The sequence below is a fragment of the Lysobacter sp. 05T417 genome (assembly GCF_056396405.1).
In genome coordinates, this window is record NZ_JBFTLK010000002.1 from 283,806 (window position 1) to 308,309 (window position 24,504).

A 24,504-nucleotide genomic window follows, 5' to 3' on the forward strand; every position below is an offset into this window, starting at 1 on the left:
AGTCCGCAGTGTCCCTGACGCCTGCCCATTACCGCGGCCGCTTCGCGCCCTCGCCCACCGGCGACCTCCACTTTGGCTCGCTCCTGGCCGCCTTCGGCAGCTGGCTGCTGGCGCGCCAGGCCGGTGGCCGCTGGCTGGTCCGTGTCGAGGACCTGGACCCGCCGCGCGAGGTCGCCGGCGCCGCCCCGCGCCAGCTCGATACCCTCACCGCGTTCGGCCTGCATTCCGACGAGGACATCCTCTGGCAGAGCCGGCGCGGCGCTCTTTATCAGGCCGCGATCGACCGCCTGCTCGAGCAGGACCGCGCTTTCCTCTGCCATTGCAGCCGCACCGACCTGGCCGTCGCCGGCGGCGTGCATCGCACCTGCGTGGCGCGGCCGCCACGCCCGGACCCGGCGGTGCGCCTGCGCGTCGCCGACGGCAGCGTGGTCGAGTTCGACGATCTGATCGTCGGCCACTACCGCCAGGACGTGGCCAGCACCGTCGGCGACTTCGTGCTGCGGCGCGCCGACGGCTTCTGGGCCTATCAGCTGGCGGTGGTCGTCGACGATGCCGCGCAGGGCATCACCGATGTCGTCCGCGGCGCCGACCTGCTCGATTCGACCCCGCGCCAGATCCTGCTGCAGCGGGCGCTTGGCCTGCCGACGCCGCGCCATGCCCACCTGCCGCTGGTGCTCGGGCCGGACGGGCGCAAGCTGTCCAAGTCCGACGCAGCCCAGCCGGTCGACCGCGACGACCCGTTGCCGGCCCTGCGCGCGGCCTGGCAGCGCCTGGGCCAGGAGCCGGCCGTGCTGGCCGATGCCGGTGGTCTGGACGATCTGCTCGCCCGCGCCGTCAGCGCGTTCGTGCCGGCGAGGATCCCGGCTGCGGACGCGGCCGAGCCGTCGCCCGGGCGCGAGTTGTCATTTGCGTCCGTCACCATGGCGCAGATGGAGGCAGGCGATGGCAACTGACCTTTGCTGCAGCTTCCAACGCCCTAGAATCCAATCGACCGGCCGCGGCCCGAGCGGTCCGGCACTCTCAGGAGAGACACCATGCAGTCACGCGTAGCCCTGGTCACCGGCGGAACCGGTGGCATCGGCAGTTCGATCGTCCAGCGCCTGGCACAGACGGGTCATCGGGTCGCCACCAACTACCGTGACGAAGGCCGCGCGCGCGCCTGGCAGGAGAAGATGCGCGAGGCCGGTGTCGAGGTCGCGCTCGCCCCGGGCGACGTGTCCTCGCCCGAGCAGGCGCAGGCGCTGATCGAGCAGATCGAACGCGACCTCGGCCCGATCGAGGTGCTGGTCAACAACGCCGGCATCACCCGCGATTCGACCTTCCACCGCATGACACCGATGCAGTGGAACGAAGTGATCGGCACCAACCTCAACTCCTGCTTCAACGTCACCCGGCCGGTGATCGAAGGCATGCGCGAGCGCAAATGGGGCCGGATCGTGCAGATCAGCTCGATCAACGGCCTCAAGGGCCAGTACGGCCAGGCCAACTACGCCGCGGCCAAGGCCGGCATGCACGGCTTCACCATTTCGCTGGCGCGCGAGAACGCCCGCTTCGGCATCACCGTCAACACGGTATCGCCGGGTTACGTGGCGACCGACATGGTGATGTCGGTGCCGGAGGAAGTCCGCGCCAAAATCGTGGCCGAGATCCCGACCGGCCGCCTGGGCACGCCCAACGAGATCGCCTACGCGGTCGGCTTCCTGGTCGCCGAGGAAGCGGCCTGGATCACCGGCTCCAACCTCGACATCAACGGCGGCCACCATATGGGCTGGTGAGGAATGGAGCGGGAACCGGGAGAACGGATTCCCGCTCAGCCAGCAACACTGTCCCCATTCACCTGCCAACCTGTCATCCGCCTGTTGCAAGCCCTGCCGGCCTGAGCCATGCTGCGAAGCACCACGATTTAGAGCCAATGCTCCATGGCATCGATGCGCGTCATCAAGAAGTATCCGAACCGCCGGCTCTACGACACTGAAATTTCCAGTTACATCACCATCGAGGATGTGCGACAGCTGATCGTCGATGGCGAGGAGTTCGAAGTGCGCGATGCGCGCTCCGGCGACGACCTCACGCGGCAGGTGCTGCTGCAGATCATTGCCGAGCACGAGCAGGACGGCGAACCGGTCCTGTCGACCCAGCTGCTGAGCCAGATCATCCGTTTCTACGGGGATTCGTTGCAGGGCTTCATGGGCAGCTACCTGGAGCGCTCGATGCAGGTCTTCCTCGACCAGCAGCAGCAGTTCCGCAACCAGATGGGCGGCATCCTCGGCCAGACCCCGTGGGCGCTGATGAACCAGCTCACCGAACGCAACCTGGCGATGTGGAACGAGCTCCAGCGCAACCTGTCGAGCAACGTCGGCCAGAGCCCGACGCCGCCGGGCGCAGCTAACAGCAGCAAGCCCAAGGCCGATACCAAGCGCTAAGCGTCAGGGGGGACGGGGCACCTTCACTTCCCCTGATTGCCGCAGAACTGCGCGCGGAACTGCTCCGCCTGCGGCATCAGCGACTGCAGCACCTGGATGCGATTGGCCGGATCCGGGTGGGTCGAGGCGAACTCCGGCGGGCGCCCGCCGCCTTCCAGCGCGGACATGCGCTGCCACAGCGGGATCGCTTCGTGCGGGTCGTAGCAGGCCGCCGCGGCCAGCATCAGACCGACCTTGTCGGCCTGGGTCTCGTGATTGCGGCCGTACGGCAGGATCAAACCGTACTGCGCGCCGGCTCCTAGCGCGGCCATGATCGCCTGCTGCTGGCCCGGGTCCATCCCGCCGACCGCCATGCCGGCGGCCATCTGCCCCATCTGCACCAGCTTCTGCTGGGCCATGCGCTGCGAACCATGGCGCAGCAGCGCGTGGGCGATCTCGTGGCCCATCACCACCGCCATCGCGTCCTGGGTCTTGGCCACGGGCAACAGGCCGGTGTAGACCGCCATCTTGCCGCCCGGCAGGCAGAACGCGTTGACCTGGTCGGACTGGATCACCGCCACGTCCCACTGGAACGCCTGGTGGTCGACCGGCACGTCCTGCTTGTTTTGCGCGGCCAGCGCCGCGGTGACCTGCGGAACGCGCGCGATCAGGCGCTGGGCGATCTCGCGGATCTGCTGGCTGACCTGGGCGTTGGCGGGCAACAGCGCGCCCTGCGCGTTGGCGTCGCCGAGCACCTGCTGGAAGGCCTGGGACCCCAACTGCACTTCTTCCTCGGCGGTGGTGCCGTAGTGCGCGGTCTCGCCGGTGTAGGGGTCGACCTTGGCGCTGCCGAACCACTGCCACGCGGCATAGCCGGCAAAGAGGATCAGGATCCACCAGCGCATGCCACCGAAGCCACGCCGCGGCCGGCCCTGCTGTTGCGCACCACCAAAGGGATCGGTCCTCATCGCGCCCTCTCCTCATCCGTCCTGGATTGTGTCGTGCAGCTTGTGTGCAGCTCGTGCGTGAAGTTCATGCCGTCCGCTCAGATCTCGCGCACCACCCGGAAACCGATGCGCGCACTGGTGACATTGCCGTCACTGCCCTGCCGCCACGCCGAACGCGTCTGCGCCGGCGAGCTCGCCCACGAACCGCCGCGTATCACCCTCGAACGGCAACCGGGGTTGAGCCAGGCCGCGCCGTCGCGGGGCGCGCGCCGGTAGGTGTCGTGCCAGCAGTCGGCAACCCACTCGCTGACGTTGCCCGACAGGTCGTGAACGCCGAATGCATTGGCCCGGTAGCTGCCAACCGGCGCCGGTCCCCAGGCGCCGTCGCCGTAGCCGGCGAACGCGTTCTGCCAGCGGCGCCCGCTCGGCGAGACATCCAGGCCGCCGGTGAAGTTGCCCGCGCGCACCGGCGGCGTGCCATCGCCCCAGGGGTAGCGGCGGGCATTGCCGGCGCGCAGTGCGTATTCGAACTCGGCCTCGCTGGGCAGGCGGTAGCGCTGCCCGGTCTGCGCCGACAGCCACTCGGCATAGGCCTGGGCGTCCTTGGCGCTGACGTGGATCACCGGCAGGTCGTCGCGGGCCGGATTGCCGGCGTAATCGGACTGCCAGTCGACGTTGCCGCGACGGACGAAATTGCCACTGCGCTCGTCGTAGGCATTGGAGTAACCGCGCCGGCTGGCGCGCGCGCGATGCTTGGTCGCGGCCATGAAGCGACGGAACTCGCCAACGGTTATCTCGGTGCGCGACATCGCCAGCCCGCGCTCGAAGCGGATGTTGCGCAGCGGCCGCTCGGCGTCGCTGGAATCGATCTCGCCCTCCGGCGCGCCCATGCGGAACGCGCCGTGCGGGATCACCACCAGTTGCGGCCCGCGACCACCGCCCTGCATTGCGTCGGTGAAGGCCTGGCCGGGCCGGAACAGGCCGTAATGCGTGGCCAGGTCGATGCGTTCGCGCAGCTCGCGCGCGGCCGGGTCGCCCGCCGGGGCGATCCGCAACAGCACCGCCAGCAGGCGCCGGGCTTCGTCGACGCCGGCGTTGCGGGTCAGCACGGCCACGCCGGCGTCGCGCAGGGCGTTGACGCGGGCGATGCGCTGCATCGCCACGCGGGCGCGCGCGTCGTCCACGCTGGAGAAACCCGGCCGCACTTTCGCTGCGGTGTCGAGCTCGCGCTGTGCGCCGGGGTAGTCGTCGTGGTCGGCGGCGACTTCGGCGCGGCGGATCAGCGCGCTTTCCACCGCGGCGATGCCCTGGTTGGCGCGCTGATCGCCCGGGCGCAGTTCCAGTGCCTGGTTGAAGTAGGCCAGCGCGGTGTCCTTGCCGCCATCCACGCCGAGGCGGCCTTCATTGATCGCCTCTTCGCCAAGCCGGTTCGCCTCCTGCGCCTGGTCGGCGCGGTCCAGCCGTGCAAGGTAGGCCGCGACCTTGGCGTCATCGGGAGCGATCGCACGGGCGACCGCGCCCACCTCGTGCGCACGGCGCAGCGACAGGGGGTCTCGGTCGATCGCGGCCAGCGCCTCGCCACCCTTGCGCAGCAGGCTGGCGGTGGCGCGGCGGAACCCCGCTTCCACCGCCGCGTCGTCCGGAGCAAACCGGCGCAGCGCCAGGTACAGCGGGATCGCGTCGTCGGCGTCGCCGGACAGGCGACCTTCCTTCAGCGCCGCGGCGGCCCTGGTCTTGAGTTCCTTGAAGTTACCGTCGTTGACCTCGACCACCGGCGCGCGCCACGGCGGCACTGGCGACACCGCCTGGTCGGCACTGATGGTCACGATCGGCGCGCGCGCGCCGGCGGCTTCGCGGGACGGCCCCGCGGGCTCGCGCGAACAGCCCGAGCCCAATGCCAGCAAGGCGGCGAAAGCCAACAGCGGTGCGCGCAATCGTCCTCCTCGCCACATGCCAGGTCACTCGGGTGCGTCGAAAGTAGGCTATTGTCGCCCGCCGCGGCAACCTTGCCGACCCCTTACCCGCTTACCATCGCCACATGCCTGTCGCCTGGATCACCGACCCCGCCGCCCTGCGCGCCCACTTCTCCACGCTGCCGGGCGCCATGCCGCCGGTGCGGATCGGGCTGGACACCGAGTTCATCCGCGAGCGCACCTACTGGCCGCAGCTGGCGCTGGTGCAGATCGCCATCGAGCGCGCGGGAAGCGACGAGCCGGACATCCTGCTGGTCGATCCGCTGGCGCCGGGCATCCTGGCCGCGCTGACGCCGATCCTGGCCGACGAGTCCATCGTCAAGGTCATGCACAGCCCCAGCGAAGACCTGGTGGCTTTCAAGCATTCCTGCGGCGTCGTGCCCAAGCCGCTGTTCGACACCCAGCTGGCGGCCGCACTGGCCGGCATCGGCGCCGGTGTGGGCTACCAGAAACTGGTCGAGCAACTCACCGGCATCACCCTGGCCAAGGGCGAGACGCGCTCGGACTGGCTGCGTCGCCCGCTGTCGGCGGCCCAGCTCGAATACGCCGCCGACGACGTGCGCCACCTGTTCGAAATGCACGACCAGCTGCAGCACCGCCTGCAGGAACTGGAGCGCAGCCAATGGCTGGCCGAAGACGCCGTGCGCACCGTCGTCAACGCCGAGAACGAAGGCCCGGAACGCTGGCCGCACGCGACCATGCGCAGCGCCCAGTTCCTCGAGCGCGACGCCCAGCTGCGCCTGTTGCGCCTGCTGCGCTGGCGCGACACGTACGCGCGCGACAACGACCGCCCGCGCAACTGGATCCTCGACAACGAACTGGCCGTCAACCTTGCGCGCAATCCGCCGATGGATCGCACCGGGTTGCAGCGCGATCTCGACGCGCATCCGAAGGCGCCGCGCAAGCTCGGCGATGCGGTGTGGGCTGCGTTGAACACAACGTTGGCCGATGAGGCCGATGCGCCCGACGCCAACCAGGGCGACAACCGCGACAAGCAGCGGTTGCGCAAGCTGCAGGACGCCGTTGCCGCGCGCAGTGCCGAACTCGGGCTGCCCGATGGCGTGCTGGCTTCGCGTCGCTGGCTTGAAGCGCTGCTCGATCGCGGCGAATGGCCGGAGGCGCTGTCGGGTTGGCGGCGTGAAGCGCTCGAGCCGGGCATTGCGCCGTTGCTGGCGGCGCAGGACTAGGCCCAGGCCCCGGGGCTACCGGACTATTCGGTGCCCCCGATCGAGAACGCCACAATCCGGCCGCGACAGTGCCGATTTGCAGGCAGGCCGGCGGGGGCCGTCAAGTGGGAATTCTTCTTGCCGCGGGAATCGGCCCATGGGGCGGATGCAAACTCCTCACTCGCGGTTACCTACAATCCAGCGCTTCCCTGGCTTGCAGCGTCGGCATATGCGTCTGAACGCATGGTATTTCATCCTGGTGCAGCTTCTCATTTCCGTCGCGGTCGCGGCCGCTCCGTTGACGACAAAGGAGGCTGTAAATGACGCAATGCGCCGCGGTGAAGCGGGGGTGACATTCCAGGAGTGCGCGCAGTGCCCGGTGATGGTCATCGTGCCGCGCGGACACTTTGAAATGGGTTCGCCGGATTCAGAACCGGGCCGTGGAAAAGACGAAGCACCGCTCCACCGCGTGTCAATCGACTACGTGCTTGCAGTCAGTGTCTACGAAGTGACACTGGCGCAGTACCTCGACTTCACTGCCGCGTCCAAGCGGGCAGTCGGCGGCGACTGCATAACCGACAGGGTGAAGATCAACGACTGGCAACCTGATGCCGCCACGACCTATCTCGATCCCGGGTTCTCACAGGCGCCGAACCATCCGGTCGTGTGCGTGAGTTGGGAGGATGCTCAAGCCTACGTTGACTGGATCAATGTGCAGACAGGCGGAGCCTATCGATTGCCTACCGAGGCGGAATGGGAGTACGTGGCGCGCACCGGCAGCCAGCACGCGTATCCCTGGGGCGACAGCGCAGACGACGGCTGCAAGGACGCCAACAATGGTGACGTGAACTTCGCAAAGAAGTATCCGGATGCCCAGTTGGCGCATTGCGACGATGGATCGCAGCACACGGCTCCTGTCGGAGCCTATCGGCCCAATGCGTTCGGGCTGCATGACGTGATGGGGAACGTCAACGAGTGGACACTGGATTGCGGCGCGCCAGATTACTTTCACGCACCGACGGATGGCAGTGCACAGCTCGCGAGGGGATGCGACAAGCGCATCACCCGAGGGGGTTCCTGGGGCACGACAGCGAAAGACACCCGGTCAGCAAACCGAATGCGGTATTCGGCCGGGGCCAGGGACGACTCAATCGGTTTCCGATTGGTGCGGGTCATGGCTAAGTGATACAGCGGCGCTGAACTGCCTGGTAGACGACCTCTCGTGCTGGGAGCACGGGACCTTCGCAATGCTCGAAGGTGCGCCGGTGTTCCCGTAAGTGGCTGTAAGTGCCAGGTTGGGACACCTCCTCCCGAAAAACGGTGTTTGGGGGCGGATCATCCGCATCGGGGCGATGGGACGGCTTGAACCCGAGCCAGGCTTACATGGTCTATGCGCTGGTTCTTGGCATCACGGGGGTGGTGCTTGCGCGCATCACCCGGAAGGCGTCGGCTTCTAGCCGATAGCGGTCACCAGCAGGCATGCAACGCCGGCCGAACTAACCGGGGCGTAGGAGGGACAGTGCGGATTCTGTGTCTGCTTCCAGTGATTGTCATCGCCGTGTGCACCGGGTGCTATGCAGACCCTCACACTGAATGGTCTACCCCCGAGATATCAGGCAGCTATTCGGCGGGCGGACCTGTCGTGCAACACGCAACCGCTCAAGGCAAACGAGAATCTCGATCGCCAGCAAGTTTGCCATGAGGTCCGGCGCTGACGCTTCTTCCTGGCTCATATTCGCGCTGACATACCGTTCGGTTCGATGATCTAGGCCGAACCCGAATCGGACACCGTGCCCTTGTGGCGGCGAGAAAAGCGCCTAACGAACCTTGACGACAACCTTGCCCTTCGCGCGTCCCGTGTCTACGTATGCCATGGCTTCGTCGATGGATTCGAGTGGGAATACCCGGTCCACGACGGGCCGGATGATTCCAAGATCGATAAGCGTGCTGATTTCGCGCAGCTGATCTCCGCTCTCTTTCATGAAGAGAAACGAATAGGTCACGCCGCGGCGCTTGGCCTGTCTGCGGATGCGATGGCTCAGTAGGCGAATGACCTGCCGCAGGAACCAGGACGCTCTGATGCCCTTGGCAAATGCGGGGTCCGGTGGACCCGAGATCGAGATCAACTTTCCGCCGGGTTTCAGCACCAGCAGCGATTTCTCGAGTGCGTCGGCGCCCAGACTGTTCACCACCACGTCGTAATCCCGCAGAACGGTTGCGAAATCGTCTTTACGATAGTCAATGACCACGTCAGCGCCGAGGCCTTTCACCCACTCCACATTGGCAGTGCTCGTCGTGGTCGCCACGAACGCGCCCAGATGCTTCGCAAGCTGGATAGCTACGGCGCCCACACCGCCGGAGCCGGCGTGGATGAAGACCTTCTGGCCTTCCTGCACGTTCGCCCTATCGACCAGCACCTGCCAGGCGGTCAGGGCGACGAGCGGGACGGACGCCGCTTCTACCATGCTAAGCGGCTTGGGCTTGATCGCCACCGCGGCTTCGCTCATCGCGATTCGTTCGGCAAACGCGCCCATGCGGAATGTTTCCGGCCGCGCATAGACTTCGTCGCCGGGCCTGAAGCGCCGCACGCGGGATCCGACGCGTACCACCACGCCCGCCACGTCATTGCCTAGGACAAGGGGCAGGCGATACGGCAGGAGAAGTTTGAACTCGCCGTTGCGGATCTTGGAGTCCAGGACGTTCACGCCGGCGGCGTGGACTTGGACCAGGACGTCGTCTTCGCGCAGCTCCGGCTCCGGAATGTCGCCGATCCGTGCGCCACCTGTTCTGCCATAGCGATCGAGGATGAAGGCTTTCACGATGCGTTTCTCTTGGTAAGACGAAGGACACGATGTCCGTTGAGTCATCGCCGGTTGGTTGAATCGATGGTCAAGCCGCTGACCTCGGTAGTTGCGAGTATGATGCGCATCATATTTTCGCTCGCAGCAAGGACAAGACTGCGCCGTCGCAGCTTCAGGTCTGAGTGGGGAACAGGTAGTTCAGTGCCGCCTCGCGCAGCGCATCGGAGAGCCGGAGATCGTCGACCGCACGAGCAAGTACGAGCGTGCCGACCATCGTGGACACGGTCACAAGCGCACGCTCGTGCGCGCCCGGCTGGCCCCAGTCGGGCATCTGGCGCGACACGAGGTCGATCATTTCCTTGATTCGGCGCGTGGCTGCGCGTCGCACCTCGGGTGCCTGGCGTGGCATTTCCGAGCCGAGCGCGGCGGTTGCGCATCCAGTCTCCACGCTTTCCAGGTGTTCTTTCGAGAGATATGCGTGCGCCATCGCCTGCAGCGTCTGCCCGGGCTCAGTGGTAGCCGCAATCCGCTGCATCATGTCGACGCTCGCGCTGCCGGCGCGATCGGCCGCCTCGACTAGCATGGCCTCGCGCGAGGGGAAGTGGGCATAGAAGCCGCCGTGGGTTAGCCCGGCCGCCTTCATGATCTCGGCCACGCCCGTGCCGTTGTAACCGCTGCGGCGGATGGCACGCGAGGCGGCGTCGACAATCCGGTCGTGCGTGGCTTCTTTGGATTTGTTGGCGACCCGTTTCATATGATGCGCATCATACATGGTTCCGACGTTGATGCAAACCGACCTGCAGGCTGAAGGCACCTCAAAGGCCAGGACTTGCTGCGTGCCGACTACGTACAAGACCCAATCACGTAATGCCTGACGGTGCCATTCACGTCGTTCGTACATGGCCTTGCGGGATAAAGTCGCCCTACCCTCGCGATGGCACCATGGGAATGCCGTGATGAACGAATCGATGCGTAGCCGCACCTTGCCTTCGTGGGCCCTGCTTTGGATCGCGCTGCTGGCGTGGCCTTGCATGGCGGAACAGTCGCGCGACAGGCCCGACCCACTGCCCCGCGTCGAGGTGCCGGATGGCAGGCACGACTTCGACTTCGAGATCGGCAACTGGTACACCCGCGTGTCGCGGCGCCTGCACCCGCTGACCGGCTCGTCGAGCTGGGCCGAGTACGAAGGCCGCAGTGTCGTGCGGAAGATCGGCAACGGCCCGGCCAATATGGTCGAGCTGGACGTCAAAGGTCCGGCGGGCCGCATCCAGGGCTCGTCGCTGCGCCTTTACAACCCTGAAGCCAAGCAGTGGAGCCTGCATTACTCCAACAGCGCCAGTGGGACCCTGACTCTCCCGGTCGTGGGCGGGTTCAAGCTGGGACGGGGCGAGTTCTACGGCCAGGACACGCTCGTCGATGGCCGCATCATCCTCGTCCGGTTCGTCATCTCCTGCGACACGTCGGACTCTTGTCACTTCGAGCAGGCGTTCTCCGCTGACGGCGGCCGAGCCTGGGAGGTGAATTGGATCGCTACCGATACCAGGGTCAAAGAGACAGAGCGGTAGCGACGCTGCGGCTCGCGCCTTGGCCGAAGTCGAGTGGTCCCGTAAGGTGCTGTAAGTGCCACGTTAGGACGGGCCCGAAAACGGTGTCCGGGTGAGGATCATCCGCATAGGGGCGCTGGGATCGCTTGAACGCACGCCAGGCTTACATTTCCCAAAGCCCCACCCCCGTCTTGGCAGCCGCCCTTTCCTGCCGCTAGAATCGGCCACATGGGGCGGTAGCTCAGCTGGGAGAGCGTCGCGTTCGCAATGCGAAGGTCGGGAGTTCGATCCTCCTCCGCTCCACCATTTAACCGTCCAGTACGGTACAACGAAGGCCGGTAAGCCGCGCAAATGCAAGGCTTTCGGCCTTTTTTGTGTCCAATGCAGTTCGGAAAAATCCAGCCGAATGCATGGTCAGGTGGGGGCAAATTTGGGGGCAACCGAGGTCGTCCACCTCCAGTTGCCCCCGATGGGGCAGGAACTCTTGCCATGGCCCTTACCGATACCGCAATTCGCAAAGCAACGCCCGCCGCCAAGACCCAGCGCCTCTTCGACGGGGCCGGCCTGTACCTGGAAATCTCCCCCGCCGGCGGCAAATGGTGGCGCTGGAAGTACCGCTTCGGCGGCAAAGAGAAGCGTCTCTCCTTCGGCACCTACCCCGATACCAGCCTGGCCGATGCCCGCGAGCGACGCGACGCCGCACGCAAACTGCTGGCCGCTGGCATCGACTTCGGTGAGCACCGCAAGGCAGCCAAGGCTGCCGGCGATGCTGCAGCAGCCAACTCCTTCGAGGTCGTAGCCCGCGAATGGTTCGCCAAGCAGAAGACAAAGTGGGCCGATACTCACGCCGACAAGGTCATCCGCCGCCTGGAACGCGACATCTTCCCGTGGATGGGCAAGCGACCCGTTTCCGAAATCAAGGCCACTGAGCTGCTGAAGCACCTGGAGCGGATCGAGCAGCGAGGAGCCATCGAGACGGCCCATCGCGCGTTGCAGACCTGCGGGCAGGTATTCCGCTATGCCGTCCGAACTGGGCGCGCCGGCGGTGACCCGACAGGGGCACTAAAGGGCGCACTCACTCCGTGGCGCCCCATGCCGTTCGCCGCTGCCACTACCCCCGACGAAGCCACCATTGTGATTCGCAAGATCGGCAACAGCACTAGCCGACCCGTCGTGCGCACTGCACTGCGCCTAGCCCCGCTCATCTTCACCCGACCCGGCGAACTCGCCCGAATGAAATGGGCGGAGTTGGACCTAGATGCCGGGCAGTGGCGCTACTTCGTCACCAAGACCAACCGCTGGCACATCGCGGCACTTCCGGAACAGGCGGTCGAAATCCTGCGTGACCTGCAGCCCCTTACTGGGCGCGGCGAGTACGTGTTCCCCGGCGGGCGTGATCCGCGCAAGCACATGTCCGGCAACGCCATTCTGGTGGCGGCCCGTCGTTGTGGGATCGAGAAGGATGAAAGCACCATCCACGGGTTCCGACATATGGCCAGCACCCTACTGAACGAAATGGGACGTTGGAATCCGGACGCTATCGAAGCCGCCCTCACCCATAAGATGCCCGGTGTCCGGGGGGTCTACAACCAAGCCCAGTACCTGATCGAGCGTCGCAAGATGGCGCAGGTGTGGGCTGACTTCGTCGACCAATTGCGCGAGGGCGAGCTCCCCCCTATCAGGACCTAGCAGCCTGACCGGCCGCACTGTGAAGCTGCTCCGCCAGAACAGTGGCGGAGCCTGTTCTATGCAAGTGCTCAACAGTCTATGACACGAATCGAGGGCACGATGCTGTTCTGCGGCTCATTTGATGCCTCAATTGATACCTACAGGTAATCGAAACGGCGCAATCTTTCGCGGAGAATCAACGAACAAGCAGGAACTGCGGGCACGATCGATTCAAACGCTGCATACCAGCCCTCTGATGGGCAACCGAAAACGGAAAACGAGGGAAGTCGGTTCGTCCAAAGCGAATCTAATAAGTGTCGCCTTGACCCAAGGCCGCCATTGCTGTCCAGCAGTGGCGCAACTGGCCAAATGCCGGAGAGGTAGACACCCAATGACGCACCCCAACCTTCCCACCACTCGCGGCTTCCTCCGCCTGCCGCAGGTGCTTTCCCTTTACCCCGTGTCGAAGTCGACCTGGTGGAAAGGCGTCGCTGAAGGCCGTTACCCGAAGCCGGTGAAGCTCGGCGAACGCGCCACTGCCTGGCGCGTCGAGGACATCGTCGCCCTAATCGACTCCGCTAGCGCCGGCGTCCAGGAGACCAGCTGATGGCCGCCAATTTCTTCGCCATCGGCAAGGCTCAGTGGGCGGAAGCCTGCAAGCTGGGCATGAATCCCGCCATCGCCTTCCTCGTGCTTGCCCGTGGTACTGGCGGTGACAACAGCACGACGAGTTGGAGCGCCGAGGCGGTGAGGAAAAATACCGGTATTGCGTGGGTGCGCGCCGATGACGCAATCAAGGTCTTGGAAAAGAACCGCCTGGCCAGCCGGGCGCCAAAGACCGGACGCCCCTCACGCAAGCTGTCCTTTCCGAAGGACGAAGACGCAGTCTTGTGGCTGCCGAACTCCCTGGTTGACGGAGTTGGCGGCAAGTCGTCCCCCATCGAGCGATTGAGGCGAACCCAAAACGTGGCCTACCTGCAGTCCTTCGTGGACCTGTATGGCGAACACAATTTGGCCAGTGAATGCGGATTGCCCCGCGCGCTTGTCTGGCAGAGATTCTACCGCGCCCATGTCTTCGACCACGGGCAATTCCGGTTCTATGGATTCAGCAGCGGTGGAAGTAGTTGTTATTCGAAGGGACCGTTGGAGAGGTTCCAGGTCGACAAGAAGCCTGAGGGTGAATATCCGTCGTGGGCGTTTCTCGAGACCCTCGAGCGCCTAGGAATACTGGAAGTCGTTCACTACGTGGCCGAGGGCGACTCTTCGGATTCGGAACTGAAGCACGCACTGACCGGCGATGAACTTGCGGACGAAGTGAAAGCTGCACTGGACGGTGTGATCGAACGCTTCGAGGGAGCGTGGCAGGCGAAAAAGGTCGAGTCGCGGAGCTTCGACTATGTGATCCCGGCGCCTCGTGACTACGCTCCCCCTGCCGTTGTTGGCATCTACAGGCTGGTTTTTCGCCCGTGGACCTCGCTCACAACAACATGGTGGGCGACCCACACGGAGGCGTGCGAGCACTACGCCGCCATCTATGCGGCCCTCGCGGAAGGCGACTTGAATGCGGCAATTGCCGCTTAGCTGGCCATTTTTTCACCACATAATCGACATCAAGGATCTATCAAGGCTGTATCAAGGTTCTATCAAGGTTACTTCAAAGACACGTAGACCCTACCCATCGCAAGGCTTCGCCTTTCAATGGGCTTAGTAGATATAGAGCGCGCAGGCGCGTCACGCACGGGGAGAGGAAAGAATGGGAACTCAAACGAAGAATCGGAGGCGTGGCAGCACGACCAGCGACCGTTACGCGGAAGCACTGGAGCGCGCACTTGGCCTGACTCTCCTTCCCATTCCGGGACAAATGCGCCGAACCCTGCTTCCTGGTGGCTGCATCCTGTACCACGTCCCGCGGCAGCTATGGCACAGGAACCGCCACTGATGACCCGTAGTTCCAACCAGAAGTCTCTCCCCCCGCCCGAGCAGTCCGCGCCGGCAACCGAGTCGAACAGCCTTGCGAAAAGCATGGCCTTCGCTTGCACGTACCCGGAGGGCAAGGCGGCTCGCGTCATCTGCGCAACGGATGCCAAGAGCGTCTACGGCGAGCCTGACATTGGTGAATTGGTCCGCAATATCGAACTGCACACCGAACTCGTTAACGCCGGTGACATGCATCGGCTCGAAGGCATGCTGGTCTCCCAAGCGATTGCCTTGGAAAGCCTTTTCACCCACTTGGCCGAACGGGCAATGGCGCACACGCAGATTCCTGGCTTCGAGGCCAACATGCGCATGGCCCTGCGCGCGCAGAACCAATCACGGGCCACGATTGAAGCCTTGGTCAACCTGAAGAACCCGCCGGTCGTGTTCGCCAAGCAAGCCAATATTGCCCACGGCCCGCAGCAGGTGAACAACGGCACCTTGCCGCAAGCCGAAGCTCTCGCGCGTGCTGAATCTAGGAATCAGCCAAACAAAGTATTGGAGCATTCAACGAATGAGCTGCTGGTCACCGGAACGAAGGACAAAGCAGGCCGAAGCCATCCGCCGCTGGAAACCGTGGTCGCAGTCCACCGGCCCTCGCAGCGCCACCGGCAAGGCGAAGGTTGCCAGTAACGCCTGGAAGGGCGGCGAGCGTCCACAAATGCGAGCCTTGTCGAGACAGCTCAAGGAACTAAACGACGCAATGGACATGATCCGCTGCCCCAGCGGCTAGCTTCCCCTTGATGTCCGGTAGCTGCGGTTGGGGAGCGAATGAACCAATCCAGCATTTCCGCCTTCATCTCTGACCGATTGCCAAGCTGTTGCTATCCCGTGCTGACTCGACGGCAGCAGGCATCCCTCCGCATCTGGAACGCGCAAGGTACTCAAGGAGAGCTTGGGCTACCTGGCTGAGCATCGCCAACTACGCAAGTTCACTTCGAAGACAACGCCATGACTAAAAGCCAAGCCATCGTCGGCTTCCTTGCCAACCTGATCCCTCTCTACACGTACCTGAAGGCCGATGGCGCCATCGCAAGATCGCTGCATGATGGCACCCTAATCAGCGCCGTCGACGAACCCGACTGGTGCGAACGCGGCACTGTCTGCGTCCACTGGCAAGGCGATCCGAGTCGTCAGTCCATGATCGACGGCAGCGACATCGCCACCGTCGCGCTGGAGCGTTATGTCCGTCTGCACGGCGTCGGCGCCCGAGAGGAAGACATTGCCGCCGAACTCTGGTTCCTGGCCGTCCACTTTCACAAAAGGACTGGCTGCCAGCTCTATCTGCCCAGTTTGCAGCGCCCGCCGCATCCATTCGTTCGCGCCGCCCAGAGGATTGGCGAAGGCGTTCTCACCAATTTGGTGTCGAAGCTGCCTGAAGCATGATGCCCGCCGCCCTGGACCTACCGGCGCTGATCAGTGGAGCCCTGGGAATGGCCACGTCGGGATACTTGGACATTCCCAGCGCAGAAGCAGTCCCGTAGTGAGGACGCGACAGTCGTCGGGTCGATAACCGGACAGATGAACCGGCCGCAGGACTGTGAAAGCAGGGGGCAACCGCTGCGCCGTTGACCCCTCCCGTCCGCGGGCCGTAAGTGGGGGTGCGAATCCCCTCAAAGGTGGGTGCCAGGTTTACCGCGTGCCGCTGGCGAGCTGGTTCCGGAACGTCACCGTCTCCCCCTGCAATCGCCGCCAACATCCCCGTCTGGCCGGCCGGGCAACTCCTCGACCCGGCTCAATGAGGAGGGCTCAATGAACGCTCAATGGGGGCTCGTTGAGGGCTCGTTGCGGGCTCGTTGAGCGCGCAGGGCGGCGCCAGGGCCTCTAGAATCTCCGCTCAGGAACCACAACCCGCCAGGTCCTCCGCTTCCAAATGGCCATCAAGAAATCCGAGCTTTACTCCTCCCTCTGGGCGTCCTGCGATCTGCTGCGCGGGGGCATGGACGCCAGCCAGTACAAGGATTACGTGCTGGTACTGCTGTTTATCAAGTACGTCAGCGACAAGTACGCCGGCCAGCCGTACGCGGCCATCAAGGTGCCCGAAGGAGCCAGCTTCAAGGACCTGGTCGCTCTGAAGGGCAAGTCGGACATCGGCGACCAGATCAACAAGAAGATCATCGAGCCACTGCGGCAGGCCAACCAGCTGTCCGACATGCCGGACTTCAACAAGGCCGAGTTGCTCGGTACCGGCAAGGAGATGGTGGACCGGCTCTCCGACCTGATCGCAGTGTTTGAGAAGCCGGAACTGGACTTCTCCGCCAACCGGGCCGAAGGCGACGACATCCTCGGCGACGCCTACGAATACCTGATGCGCCACTTTGCCACCGAGAGTGGCAAGAGCAAGGGCCAGTTCTACACCCCGGCCGAGGTCAGCCGGATTATGGCGCAGATCATCGGGATCGGCAGTGGCAAGGCCGATAACAACACCACGGTCTACGACCCCACCTGCGGTTCCGGCTCGCTGCTGCTGAAGGTGGGCGATGTCGCCCACGCCAAGGTCACGCTTTACGGGCAGGAGAAGGACGCGGCCACCAGCGGCCTGGCCCGCATGAACATGATCTTGCACGACAACGCCACCGCGCTGATCAAGCAGGGCAATACGCTGGCCGATCCGAAGTTCAAGGACGGCGACAGCCTGAAGACCTTCGACTTCGTGGTCGCCAATCCGCCGTTCTCGGACAAGCGTTGGAGCACCGGCCTCGACCCGGAACACGACCCCTACGGGCGCTTTGACACCTTCGGAATCCCGCCGGCCAAGCAGGGCGACTATGCGTACCTGCTGCACATCGTGCGTAGCCTGAAATCCACCGGCAAGGGCGCGTGCATCCTGCCACACGGGGTTCTGTTCCGCGGCAATGCAGAGGCTGAAATCCGCCGCAACTTGGTCCGCCACGGTTACCTCAAGGGCATCATCGGCCTGCCGGCCAATCTGTTCTACGGCACGGGCATCCCGGCCTGCATCCTGGTGGTCGACAAGGAGAACGCGCAGGCACGCCGCGGTGTCTTCATAGTCGATGCCAGCCAGGGGTTCATTAAGGACGGTCCGAAGAACCGGCTGCGCGAGCAGGACATCCACCGCATCGTGGACGTGTTCAACCGCCAGGATGAAAGCGAGCCGCATTTTGCGCGCCTGGTCGGCTTCGACGAGATCGAGCGCAACGACTTCAATCTAAACCTAGCGCGCTACATCGACAGCTCGGAACCTGAGGATGTGCAGGACATCACCGGCCATCTGCAGGGCGGCATTCCGGTGGCTGACGTGGAAGCGCTGTCAGCGTACTGGGCGGTTTGCCCGGACTTGAAGGCGGCGCTGTTCCGCCCGCAGCGTCAGGGGTACATGGACCTGGCCCTGGACAAGACGGCGATCAAGTCCGCCATCTATGCACACCCGCAGTTCGCGGCCTTCCTGGTCCAGATGGGCGAACACTTCACGGCATGGCGCGACCGGGTTGCGCCGAAGCTCAGGGCGTTGCCGCCGAAGTTCCATCCCAAGCAGTTGGGCGCGGAGTTGTCCGACAACCTGCTGGCGCACTATCAGGGCCAACCGTTGGTCGATCCCTACGACGTTTACCAGCATTTGATGGATTTCTGGGCGGAGACGATGCAGGACGATGCGTACCTGATTTCCATCGATGGCTGGAAGGCGGAGACCTATCGCGTCATCGAGACCGACAAGAAGGGCAAGCAGAAGGACAAAGGCTGGGCCAGCGACCTGATCCCTAAGCAATTCGTGGTGACGCGGTACTTCGCTGCCGAGCAGAAGGCCATCGCCGAGACCCGCGTCGCACTGGAAGCGACCGGTAGTGCCTTGGCCGAACTTGAAGAGGAGCACGGCGGCGAAGACGGTTTGCTGGCTTCGTTGGACAAGATCAATGCGGCGGCGGTGAAGGTGCGGATCAAGGAGATCGGCAAGAGCAAGGACGATGCCGAGGAGCTGGCGGTATTGAGGCAGTGGCAGGACTTGGCCGAGAAGGAAGCCGAGTTGAAGAAGTCGTTCAAGGCACAGGAGTTGGCCTTGGACAAGCTAGCTTGCGAGAAGTATCCGACGCTGTCGGCTGATGAAATCAAGGCGCTGGTGGTCGATGACAAGTGGCTGGACGCTTTGTCTGTGGCAGTGCATGGCGAGGTGGAGCGGGTTTCGCAGGCGCTGACGCAGCGCGTACGCGAGTTGGCCGAGCGTTACGAAGCGCCCCTGCCGGTGTTGACGACGCGAGTTGCTGATCTCGAAGCAAAGGTCGCCGGGCATCTGGCGAAGATGGGATTTGCATGGAACTGAAGTCGCGAATCCATGAGGGCTGGCAGGCACTGACCGTGTTTGATATTGCCGACCGGAAAAAAGCGCGATTTGACGATGGCGATTGGGTCGAGGCAGAGCACATCACGGACAAAGGCATTCGACTGATTCAGACCGGAAACATTGGCGTTGGCAGCTACATCGAGAAAGTCGCAAAAAAATACATCTACGACAATTCCTTTGACTTACTGAAATGTAAGCCACTGGAAATTGGTGACCTATTGATTTGTCGCTTGGCGGAACCTGCTGGCCGCGCTTGCATCCTGCCAAATATCAGCGAGGAGAAAGTAATCACGTCGGTAGATGTGACAATCTTTCGGCCAGACACAGAACGGTTTGACCGTGGTTATCTGGTTCAGTACTTCTCAACGTCGGAGTGGTTCGCGTCCGTCCTGGAGAATGTTGGTGGCACAACGCACAAGCGCATTTCACGAAGCGCGCTCGGAAACATCCAGATTCAGATTCCCATCGATAAAGCCGAACAATCCGCCATCGGCACCGCATTGGGCGACGTGGATGCTCTTCTCACCGCGCAGGACGCGCTGATCGCCAAGCAGCGCGCCATCAAACAAGGCGCAATGCAGGAACTACTGACCAGCAAGCGCAGACTGCCGGGGTTTGGCGGAAAGTGGGAAGTGAAACAGGCAGCACAAGTTGGCTACTTTCGTGGTGGAACAGGGTTCCCGCTGACAGCGCAAGGCAAACAAAGTGGCGCGTATCCTTTTTTCAAAGTTTCCGATATGAACAATGACGGAAACGAAAATTACATGGTGAATGCGAATAACTGGATTTCTGAGCAAGCGCGAAAACAGCTAGGCGCAACAGCCTTTCCCGCGGGCGGCATTGTTTTTGCAAAAGTTGGTGCAGCAGTTTTCTTGGAGCGAAAGAAAATTCTCTCAATGCCAAGTTGCATTGATAACAACATGGCGGCTTTCATCCTTGATGGGAAAAAGGTTGATGTATCTTTTATTCACTATCAGTTATTGAGCGTGAAATTCGGCGAACTTGTAGTGACAACGGCATTGCCTGCGCTGAACGGAAAGGTATTGGGTGAAATCCCGCTGGCGTTGCCGCCAACAAAGGAAGAACAAACCGCGATTGCGGCGGTGTTGAGCGACATAGACGCGCAAATCGCCGCGCTGGAAGCCAAGCGCGAAAAGACTGCCCTGATCAAACAAGGCATGATGCAGGAACTGCTGACCGGCAGGACACGGTTGATATAGGGACTGCCGGATGACCGTGCGCACACTCTCCCGCTGGGTGGATCGCCTTCTGAGCGGGCCGATCACGATTGAGTGCCCGCACATGGAAATCCTGGGGCGCGACCACGAACCGGCTATCTTCACCGGGCCGGGGCACATCAAGATCGGGGCCGACACAAGAATCCGTTTCTTCATGCACGGCACCCCGCGCGATGGCTCCGATGCCTTTCGGAAGATCGTAGAGGCCCAGAAGAATCCATACGACATCCTGCGCCAGTTCAGGATGAACGCCGTGGGCTACGATGGCACGGAATGGTCGGGTGGTTGGACGACTTTGACGCTCGGCGAAGAACGAGGGAATGTCTGGCAGCTCTCCGGTCCAGTCCAAGCCCTGCACACTGACGCCGAAGGCTTTGGTGTTTCCGACAAGATCGGCGTGGAACTGGTGTACGACCGCCGACTGCGGCTCCCCATCCCTATGAACATGGTCAAGACCGTGCATCGGGACGACAAGGAAGTACTCTGGTCGCGCAGCGCGGGAACAAGAACTCTCGACGTCCTCGGTACGCAAATCGAGTTCTACCAGTCGGCGGAACACGACCACGTCTGGGCCGTTGCCGATGCCTCGCCCGACCTGCCCCATCCGCATTTGGAAAGCTGGCTGAGTGAGCCGCTGAACCTATTGCTAGGCGAAGTGGTTTCCCCGCGGCTGAAGTGTCGGAATTTTGGCAATGGCAAAGCGTTTATTTCGCTGCATCCATCTTCCGGCCATCCTGCCAATTCACTTGTGGCGTGCATCTTGCGCGAAGATCCGTTCGGGGCTGGCGAGCGATTCTGGAATGTGTATCGCGACATCCTGACGGTAGTTGCAACGGCCAAGGACTCCAGTGGCCAGCGGAATTTTGAAGCACATCCCTTGACTCACTATTACTGGGAGATCATCCAGGCAGCCAAGGGCACCAACTGGGTCTTGTGCATGACCTTGGCCAGCGTCGTGGAAGGCATCGTGAAAATGATGTTCTCGGAGGCCGAGCGGAAATCCGATTGGCCCGAAGACGATGTCGACAGCCTGAAGCAGGCTGTGAGGAACTGGAAAGGCAATGACAACCTGCGAAGCGTGGTCATCAACTATGTCGTCGGCTTCAAAACGAAGGGCGTTGCGAAAACGCTGAAGTCCCTGATGAAAGATGGGACCATTACGGCAGCGCAGATTGCCGCCTGGGAGAAGATCCGCAACAGCGCCATGCATGGGGAGATGGTCATCCCTTGGTCGGACAAAGAGCAGGATGCCAGGATTGAAAACCTGATCGAACTAACGCACCGTCTCAGTGAGGCGTATATCAAACGGGCGTTGGCCGATGCCTAAAAATGGCGGGCTCTGGGAAGTCCAGTAGTGGACAAGGGGAGAAAGGGGAAATGAGCGACATCGGAAAGTCGGAACGGGTCACGCAGAACCGGATCATCGATCTGTTCGAAAAACAGCTGGACTACACCTACCTCGGCGACTGGTCCGACCGTGTGGGCAACAGCAACATCGAAGAACGCCTGCTGGTCGACTACCTTACCCAAGCCGGCTATACCCCCGCACAGGCCAGCCAGGCCATCTACAAGCTCAAGACCGAAGCTGACAATCCGCAGCGCGGCCTGTACGCCAATAACCAGGCCGTCTACCAGTTGCTGCGCTACGGCATTCCGGTCAAGGTCGAAGGCGACCAGGTCAACCAAACCGTCCACCTTGTCGACTGGAGTCAACCCGCCAACAACCACTTTGCCGTTGCCGAGGAAGTCACTCTCAAAGGCAACGCAACCCGCCGTCCCGACGTCGTCCTTTACGTCAACGGCATCGCTATCGGCGTGCTGGAACTGAAGAACAGCCGCGTCAGCATCGGCGACGGCATCCGCCAGAATCTGTCCAACCAGCAGACCGAGTTCAACGCCTGGTTCTTCAGTACCGTCCAGTTCGTCTTCGCCGGCAACGACACCGAAGGCTTGCAGTACGGAACCATCGGCACCCCGGAAAAACACTTCCTGAAATGGAAGGAAGACGAAACCGACAACACTGGCTACAAACTGGACAAATACCTGCTGAAGATTTGCGAGAAGTCGCGCCTGATCGAACTGATTCACGATTTCGTGCTGTTCGACGGCGGCATTAAGAAACTGCCTCGCGTACACCAGTATTTTGGCATCAAGGCCGCGCAGGAACACGTCCAGAAGAAGCAGGGCGGCATCATCTGGCACACCCAAGGCGCCGGCAAGAGTATCCTGATGGTGCTGCTGGCCAAGTGGATACTGGAGAACAATCCCAGGGCGCGCGTCGCCATCATCACCGACCGCGACGAACTGGACGACCAGATCAAGCGCGTGTTCGAAAGCGTCGGCGAAAACATCTATCGCACCAGCAGCGGCCGCGACCTGATGGCGCAACTGGGCCAGCCGGCCCCGCGACTGCTGTGCTCGCTGATCCACAAGTTCGGCGCCGGCAAAGGTTTGGGCGCTGGTGACTTCGACGCTTTCATCAAGGAACTGGAGGCCCATCCCGGCAAGACCGTGGGCGAGTTGTACGTTTTCGTCGACGAGTGCCACCGTACCCAGGGCGGCCGCCTGAACCGGGTGATGAAGGCGATGATGCCCAACGCCGTGCTGATCGGCTTCACCGGCACGCCGCTGCTGAAGCAGGACGTGGCCACCAGCCTGGAGGTGTTCGGCGGCTACATCCACACCTACAAGTTCAGCGAGGCCGTGGAGGACGGGGTGGTGTTGGACTTGGTCTACGAGGCGCGCGACATCGACCAGACCCTGGGCTCGCAAGACAAGATCGACGCCTGGTTCGAGGCCAAGACCAAGGGCCTGAACCAGTGGCAGAAGAACGAACTGAAAAAGCAGTGGGGCACGATGCAAAACGTGCTCAGCTCCCGTTCGCGCATGGAACAGGTGGTGGCCGACATCATCTTCGACTTCGAGACCAAGCCGCGTCTGTCCAGCGAACGTGGAAACGCCATCCTGGTCGCCTCCAGCATTTACGAAGCCTGCAAGTATTTCAGTCTGTTCCAGAAAACCCCGTTCAAGGGCAAATGCGCCGTAGTCACCTCGTACAACCCGCAGGCTGGCGACGTGACGCTGGAAGAGACCGGTGCCAATACCGAAACCGACAAGCAGTTCATCTACAACACCTATACCGAACTACTGAGGGACGTGCAGGCCAAGCCTGGCAAGAGCAAGTCCGAGACCTACGAGGACGCCGCAAAGGCGAGGTTCATCAAGGAGCCAGCGAATATGAAGTTGCTGGTCGTGGTGGACAAGCTGCTGACCGGCTTCGACGCGCCGCCGTGTTCGTACCTGTACATCGACAAGAAGATGCAGGACCACGGCCTGTTCCAGGCCATCTGCCGCACCAACCGACTGGATACCGCCGACAAGGACTTCGGGTACATCGTCGACTACAAGGATCTGTTCAAGAAGGTAGAGAGCGCCATCGCGGTGTATTCCTCCGAGCTGGACCACAGCGCCGGCGGCGCCGAGCCGGAGGTGATCCTCAAGAGCCGCGTCGCCAAGGGCAAGGAACGGCTGGACGCGGCGCTGGAGGCCCTGGCGCTGCTGGTGGAGAAGGTGGAACCGCCCAAGGGCGAACTGCAATACATCCACTACTTCTGCGGCAATACCGAGAACGCCGACGATCTGAAGGCGCACGAGCCGCAGCGCGTGGCCTTCTATACCGGCGTGGTGGGCCTGCTGCGCGCCTACGGCAGCATCGCCGACGAACTGGACGTGGCCGGCTACGACGCGGCGCGGCAGGTAGCGATCAAGGCCAAGCTGGACGAGTACGTGAAGCTGCGCGAGGTCATTCGCCTGGCCAGTGGCGAGACGCTCGACCTGAAGCCCTACGAGGCGGACATGCGCCATCTCATCGACACGTACATCCAGGCCAGCGAACCGCGCAAGATTTCCGAGTTTGACAACGTGGGCCTGCTGGACTTGATCGTGAAGTCCGGCATTGCCGACGCAATCGCCAAGAAGCTTGGCCAGATGAAGGACCGGGAGTCGGTGGCCGAAACCATCGAGAACAACGTCCGCAGCAAAATCGTGAAAGATCACCTGACCGACCCGGCGTACTTCGCCAGGATGTCGGCCTTGCTGGACGAGATCATCAGGAAACGCCGGGAACAGGCCATCGACTACGAGGAATACCTGAAGCGGATGGCCGAACTGGCGGCCAAGGTGCAGAGCGGGACGGCGGAAGACACGCCTGTGGCCCTGGACACGCCCGGGAAGCGCGCGCTGTACAACAACCTGAAAGGGGTCGTGCCGCAGAACAGGGCGGCCGAGCCGGAGGTCGAGTCTTATACGCCCACGGACGCGGCGCTGGAACTGGCGTTGAAGATCGATGAGGCCGTCAGGAAGAATCGCCCGGACGGCTGGCGCGGGGTATTGCCGCGGGAGAACGTCGTGAAGCTGGCGCTGTGGGAGGTATTGAAGAATGAGGCTGAAGTAGAGCGCATCTTCCTCATCATCCAAGCGCAGAAGGAGTACTGA

Annotated in this window: 19 protein-coding genes and 1 tRNA gene; 16 read left to right on the top strand and 4 right to left on the bottom strand. The window is 62.9% G+C overall.

Annotated features, from left to right (window positions below; all coding sequences use genetic code 11):
• The first annotated feature begins 14 nt into the window (after nucleotides 1-14).
• The 3 genes from gluQRS to phaR all read left to right on the top strand — a co-directional run bounded on the left by gluQRS (nucleotide 15) and on the right by phaR (nucleotide 2,423).
• The gene (gene gluQRS, locus AC1DER_RS04620) at nucleotides 15-953 is read left to right on the top strand and encodes a tRNA glutamyl-Q(34) synthetase GluQRS (RefSeq protein WP_477245287.1); all 939 of its coding nucleotides are present in this window, start codon (nucleotides 15-17) and stop codon (nucleotides 951-953) included.
• An 81-nt stretch (nucleotides 954-1,034) separates the two neighbouring features.
• Nucleotides 1,035-1,775 (top strand): acetoacetyl-CoA reductase, encoded by a 741-nt coding sequence (phbB, locus tag AC1DER_RS04625; RefSeq protein WP_441814904.1) that lies wholly within the window; start codon nucleotides 1,035-1,037, stop codon nucleotides 1,773-1,775.
• A gap of 144 nt (nucleotides 1,776-1,919) precedes the next feature.
• Entirely contained in the window at nucleotides 1,920-2,423 is a 504-nt protein-coding gene (phaR, locus tag AC1DER_RS04630; protein ID WP_477245218.1) for a polyhydroxyalkanoate synthesis repressor PhaR, read from the top strand.
• A 23-nt stretch (nucleotides 2,424-2,446) separates the two neighbouring features.
• Here the strand turns inward: phaR and AC1DER_RS04635 are convergent, their stop codons facing one another.
• Both AC1DER_RS04635 and AC1DER_RS04640 read right to left on the bottom strand, forming a co-directional pair.
• A complete protein-coding gene (locus AC1DER_RS04635) occupies nucleotides 2,447-3,370 on the bottom strand; it encodes a M48 family metallopeptidase (RefSeq protein ID WP_477245216.1) in 924 nt (307 codons plus the stop codon).
• 77 nt (nucleotides 3,371-3,447) lie between these two features.
• Nucleotides 3,448-5,301 carry an SUMF1/EgtB/PvdO family nonheme iron enzyme gene (locus tag AC1DER_RS04640; protein WP_477357696.1) on the bottom strand — a complete coding sequence of 618 codons (1,854 nt, stop codon included), beginning with the start codon at nucleotides 5,299-5,301 and terminating at the stop codon, nucleotides 3,448-3,450.
• Nucleotides 5,302-5,387: 86 nt separating this feature from the next.
• Between AC1DER_RS04640 and rnd the strand changes: the two genes are divergently transcribed.
• Nucleotides 5,388-6,509 carry a ribonuclease D gene (gene rnd, locus AC1DER_RS04645; RefSeq protein ID WP_477245212.1) on the top strand — a complete coding sequence of 374 codons (1,122 nt, stop codon included), beginning with the start codon at nucleotides 5,388-5,390 and terminating at the stop codon, nucleotides 6,507-6,509.
• 208 nt (nucleotides 6,510-6,717) lie between these two features.
• Complete coding sequence (locus AC1DER_RS04650) at nucleotides 6,718-7,674, top strand: formylglycine-generating enzyme family protein (RefSeq protein WP_477245210.1); 957 nt, start codon at nucleotides 6,718-6,720, stop codon at nucleotides 7,672-7,674.
• Nucleotides 7,675-8,305: 631 nt separating this feature from the next.
• Here the strand turns inward: AC1DER_RS04650 and AC1DER_RS04655 are convergent.
• Both AC1DER_RS04655 and AC1DER_RS04660 read right to left on the bottom strand, forming a co-directional pair.
• Nucleotides 8,306-9,307, bottom strand: a complete 1,002-nt coding sequence (locus AC1DER_RS04655; protein ID WP_477245208.1) for an NADP-dependent oxidoreductase — start codon at nucleotides 9,305-9,307, stop codon at nucleotides 8,306-8,308.
• A gap of 154 nt (nucleotides 9,308-9,461) precedes the next feature.
• A complete protein-coding gene (locus AC1DER_RS04660) occupies nucleotides 9,462-10,043 on the bottom strand; it encodes a TetR/AcrR family transcriptional regulator (RefSeq protein ID WP_477357699.1) in 582 nt (193 codons plus the stop codon).
• 202 nt (nucleotides 10,044-10,245) lie between these two features.
• On the opposite strand from AC1DER_RS04660, the gene AC1DER_RS04665 reads away from it, so the two are divergent.
• The 11 genes from AC1DER_RS04665 (at nucleotide 10,246) to AC1DER_RS04715 (ending at nucleotide 24,504) form a co-directional block, all read left to right on the top strand.
• Complete coding sequence (locus AC1DER_RS04665) at nucleotides 10,246-10,854, top strand: hypothetical protein (protein WP_477245204.1); 609 nt, start codon at nucleotides 10,246-10,248, stop codon at nucleotides 10,852-10,854.
• Between the two features lie 209 nt (nucleotides 10,855-11,063).
• Nucleotides 11,064-11,139, top strand: a tRNA-Ala gene (locus tag AC1DER_RS04670).
• A gap of 183 nt (nucleotides 11,140-11,322) precedes the next feature.
• A complete protein-coding gene (locus AC1DER_RS04675) occupies nucleotides 11,323-12,522 on the top strand; it encodes a tyrosine-type recombinase/integrase (RefSeq protein ID WP_477245202.1) in 1,200 nt (399 codons plus the stop codon).
• Nucleotides 12,523-12,892: 370 nt separating this feature from the next.
• On the top strand, nucleotides 12,893-13,108 hold the full coding sequence (locus AC1DER_RS04680; protein WP_477245200.1) for a helix-turn-helix transcriptional regulator: 216 nt from the start codon (nucleotides 12,893-12,895) through the stop codon (nucleotides 13,106-13,108).
• Nucleotides 13,108-14,082 (top strand): hypothetical protein, encoded by a 975-nt coding sequence (locus AC1DER_RS04685; protein ID WP_477245198.1) that lies wholly within the window; start codon nucleotides 13,108-13,110, stop codon nucleotides 14,080-14,082. Before AC1DER_RS04680 ends, AC1DER_RS04685 begins: the two co-directional genes overlap by 1 nt.
• A 357-nt stretch (nucleotides 14,083-14,439) precedes the next feature.
• The gene (locus tag AC1DER_RS04690; RefSeq protein ID WP_477245196.1) at nucleotides 14,440-15,108 is read left to right on the top strand and encodes a hypothetical protein; all 669 of its coding nucleotides are present in this window, start codon (nucleotides 14,440-14,442) and stop codon (nucleotides 15,106-15,108) included.
• A gap of 318 nt (nucleotides 15,109-15,426) precedes the next feature.
• On the top strand, nucleotides 15,427-15,861 hold the full coding sequence (locus AC1DER_RS04695; RefSeq protein WP_477245194.1) for a hypothetical protein: 435 nt from the start codon (nucleotides 15,427-15,429) through the stop codon (nucleotides 15,859-15,861).
• A gap of 487 nt (nucleotides 15,862-16,348) precedes the next feature.
• Nucleotides 16,349-18,751, top strand: a complete 2,403-nt coding sequence (locus AC1DER_RS04700; protein ID WP_477245192.1) for a type I restriction-modification system subunit M — start codon at nucleotides 16,349-16,351, stop codon at nucleotides 18,749-18,751.
• Nucleotides 18,742-19,992, top strand: coding sequence for a restriction endonuclease subunit S (locus tag AC1DER_RS04705; protein ID WP_477245190.1), 1,251 nt, complete (start codon nucleotides 18,742-18,744; stop codon nucleotides 19,990-19,992). Before AC1DER_RS04700 ends, AC1DER_RS04705 begins: the two co-directional genes overlap by 10 nt.
• A gap of 10 nt (nucleotides 19,993-20,002) precedes the next feature.
• Nucleotides 20,003-21,337, top strand: a complete 1,335-nt coding sequence (locus AC1DER_RS04710) for a hypothetical protein (RefSeq protein ID WP_477245188.1) — start codon at nucleotides 20,003-20,005, stop codon at nucleotides 21,335-21,337.
• Between the two features lie 50 nt (nucleotides 21,338-21,387).
• Complete coding sequence (locus AC1DER_RS04715) at nucleotides 21,388-24,504, top strand: type I restriction endonuclease subunit R (RefSeq protein ID WP_477357702.1); 3,117 nt, start codon at nucleotides 21,388-21,390, stop codon at nucleotides 24,502-24,504.

Coding starts and splice junctions, on each gene's coding strand:
- rnd (WP_477245212.1), top strand. CDS start 5,388: ATGCCTGTCGCCTGGATCACCGACCCCGCCGCCCTGCGCGCCCACTTC.
- AC1DER_RS04675 (WP_477245202.1), top strand. CDS start 11,323: ATGGCCCTTACCGATACCGCAATTCGCAAAGCAACGCCCGCCGCCAAG.
- AC1DER_RS04665 (WP_477245204.1), top strand. CDS start 10,246: ATGAACGAATCGATGCGTAGCCGCACCTTGCCTTCGTGGGCCCTGCTT.
- AC1DER_RS04700 (WP_477245192.1), top strand. CDS start 16,349: ATGGCCATCAAGAAATCCGAGCTTTACTCCTCCCTCTGGGCGTCCTGC.
- AC1DER_RS04690 (WP_477245196.1), top strand. CDS start 14,440: ATGACCCGTAGTTCCAACCAGAAGTCTCTCCCCCCGCCCGAGCAGTCC.
- AC1DER_RS04660 (WP_477357699.1), bottom strand. CDS start 10,043: ATGAAACGGGTCGCCAACAAATCCAAAGAAGCCACGCACGACCGGATT.
- AC1DER_RS04640 (WP_477357696.1), bottom strand. CDS start 5,301: ATGTGGCGAGGAGGACGATTGCGCGCACCGCTGTTGGCTTTCGCCGCC.
- AC1DER_RS04680 (WP_477245200.1), top strand. CDS start 12,893: ATGACGCACCCCAACCTTCCCACCACTCGCGGCTTCCTCCGCCTGCCG.
- phaR (WP_477245218.1), top strand. CDS start 1,920: ATGGCATCGATGCGCGTCATCAAGAAGTATCCGAACCGCCGGCTCTAC.
- AC1DER_RS04635 (WP_477245216.1), bottom strand. CDS start 3,370: ATGAGGACCGATCCCTTTGGTGGTGCGCAACAGCAGGGCCGGCCGCGG.
- AC1DER_RS04695 (WP_477245194.1), top strand. CDS start 15,427: ATGACTAAAAGCCAAGCCATCGTCGGCTTCCTTGCCAACCTGATCCCT.
- AC1DER_RS04685 (WP_477245198.1), top strand. CDS start 13,108: ATGGCCGCCAATTTCTTCGCCATCGGCAAGGCTCAGTGGGCGGAAGCC.
- phbB (WP_441814904.1), top strand. CDS start 1,035: ATGCAGTCACGCGTAGCCCTGGTCACCGGCGGAACCGGTGGCATCGGC.
- AC1DER_RS04715 (WP_477357702.1), top strand. CDS start 21,388: ATGAGCGACATCGGAAAGTCGGAACGGGTCACGCAGAACCGGATCATC.
- AC1DER_RS04650 (WP_477245210.1), top strand. CDS start 6,718: ATGCGTCTGAACGCATGGTATTTCATCCTGGTGCAGCTTCTCATTTCC.
- AC1DER_RS04710 (WP_477245188.1), top strand. CDS start 20,003: ATGACCGTGCGCACACTCTCCCGCTGGGTGGATCGCCTTCTGAGCGGG.
- AC1DER_RS04705 (WP_477245190.1), top strand. CDS start 18,742: ATGGAACTGAAGTCGCGAATCCATGAGGGCTGGCAGGCACTGACCGTG.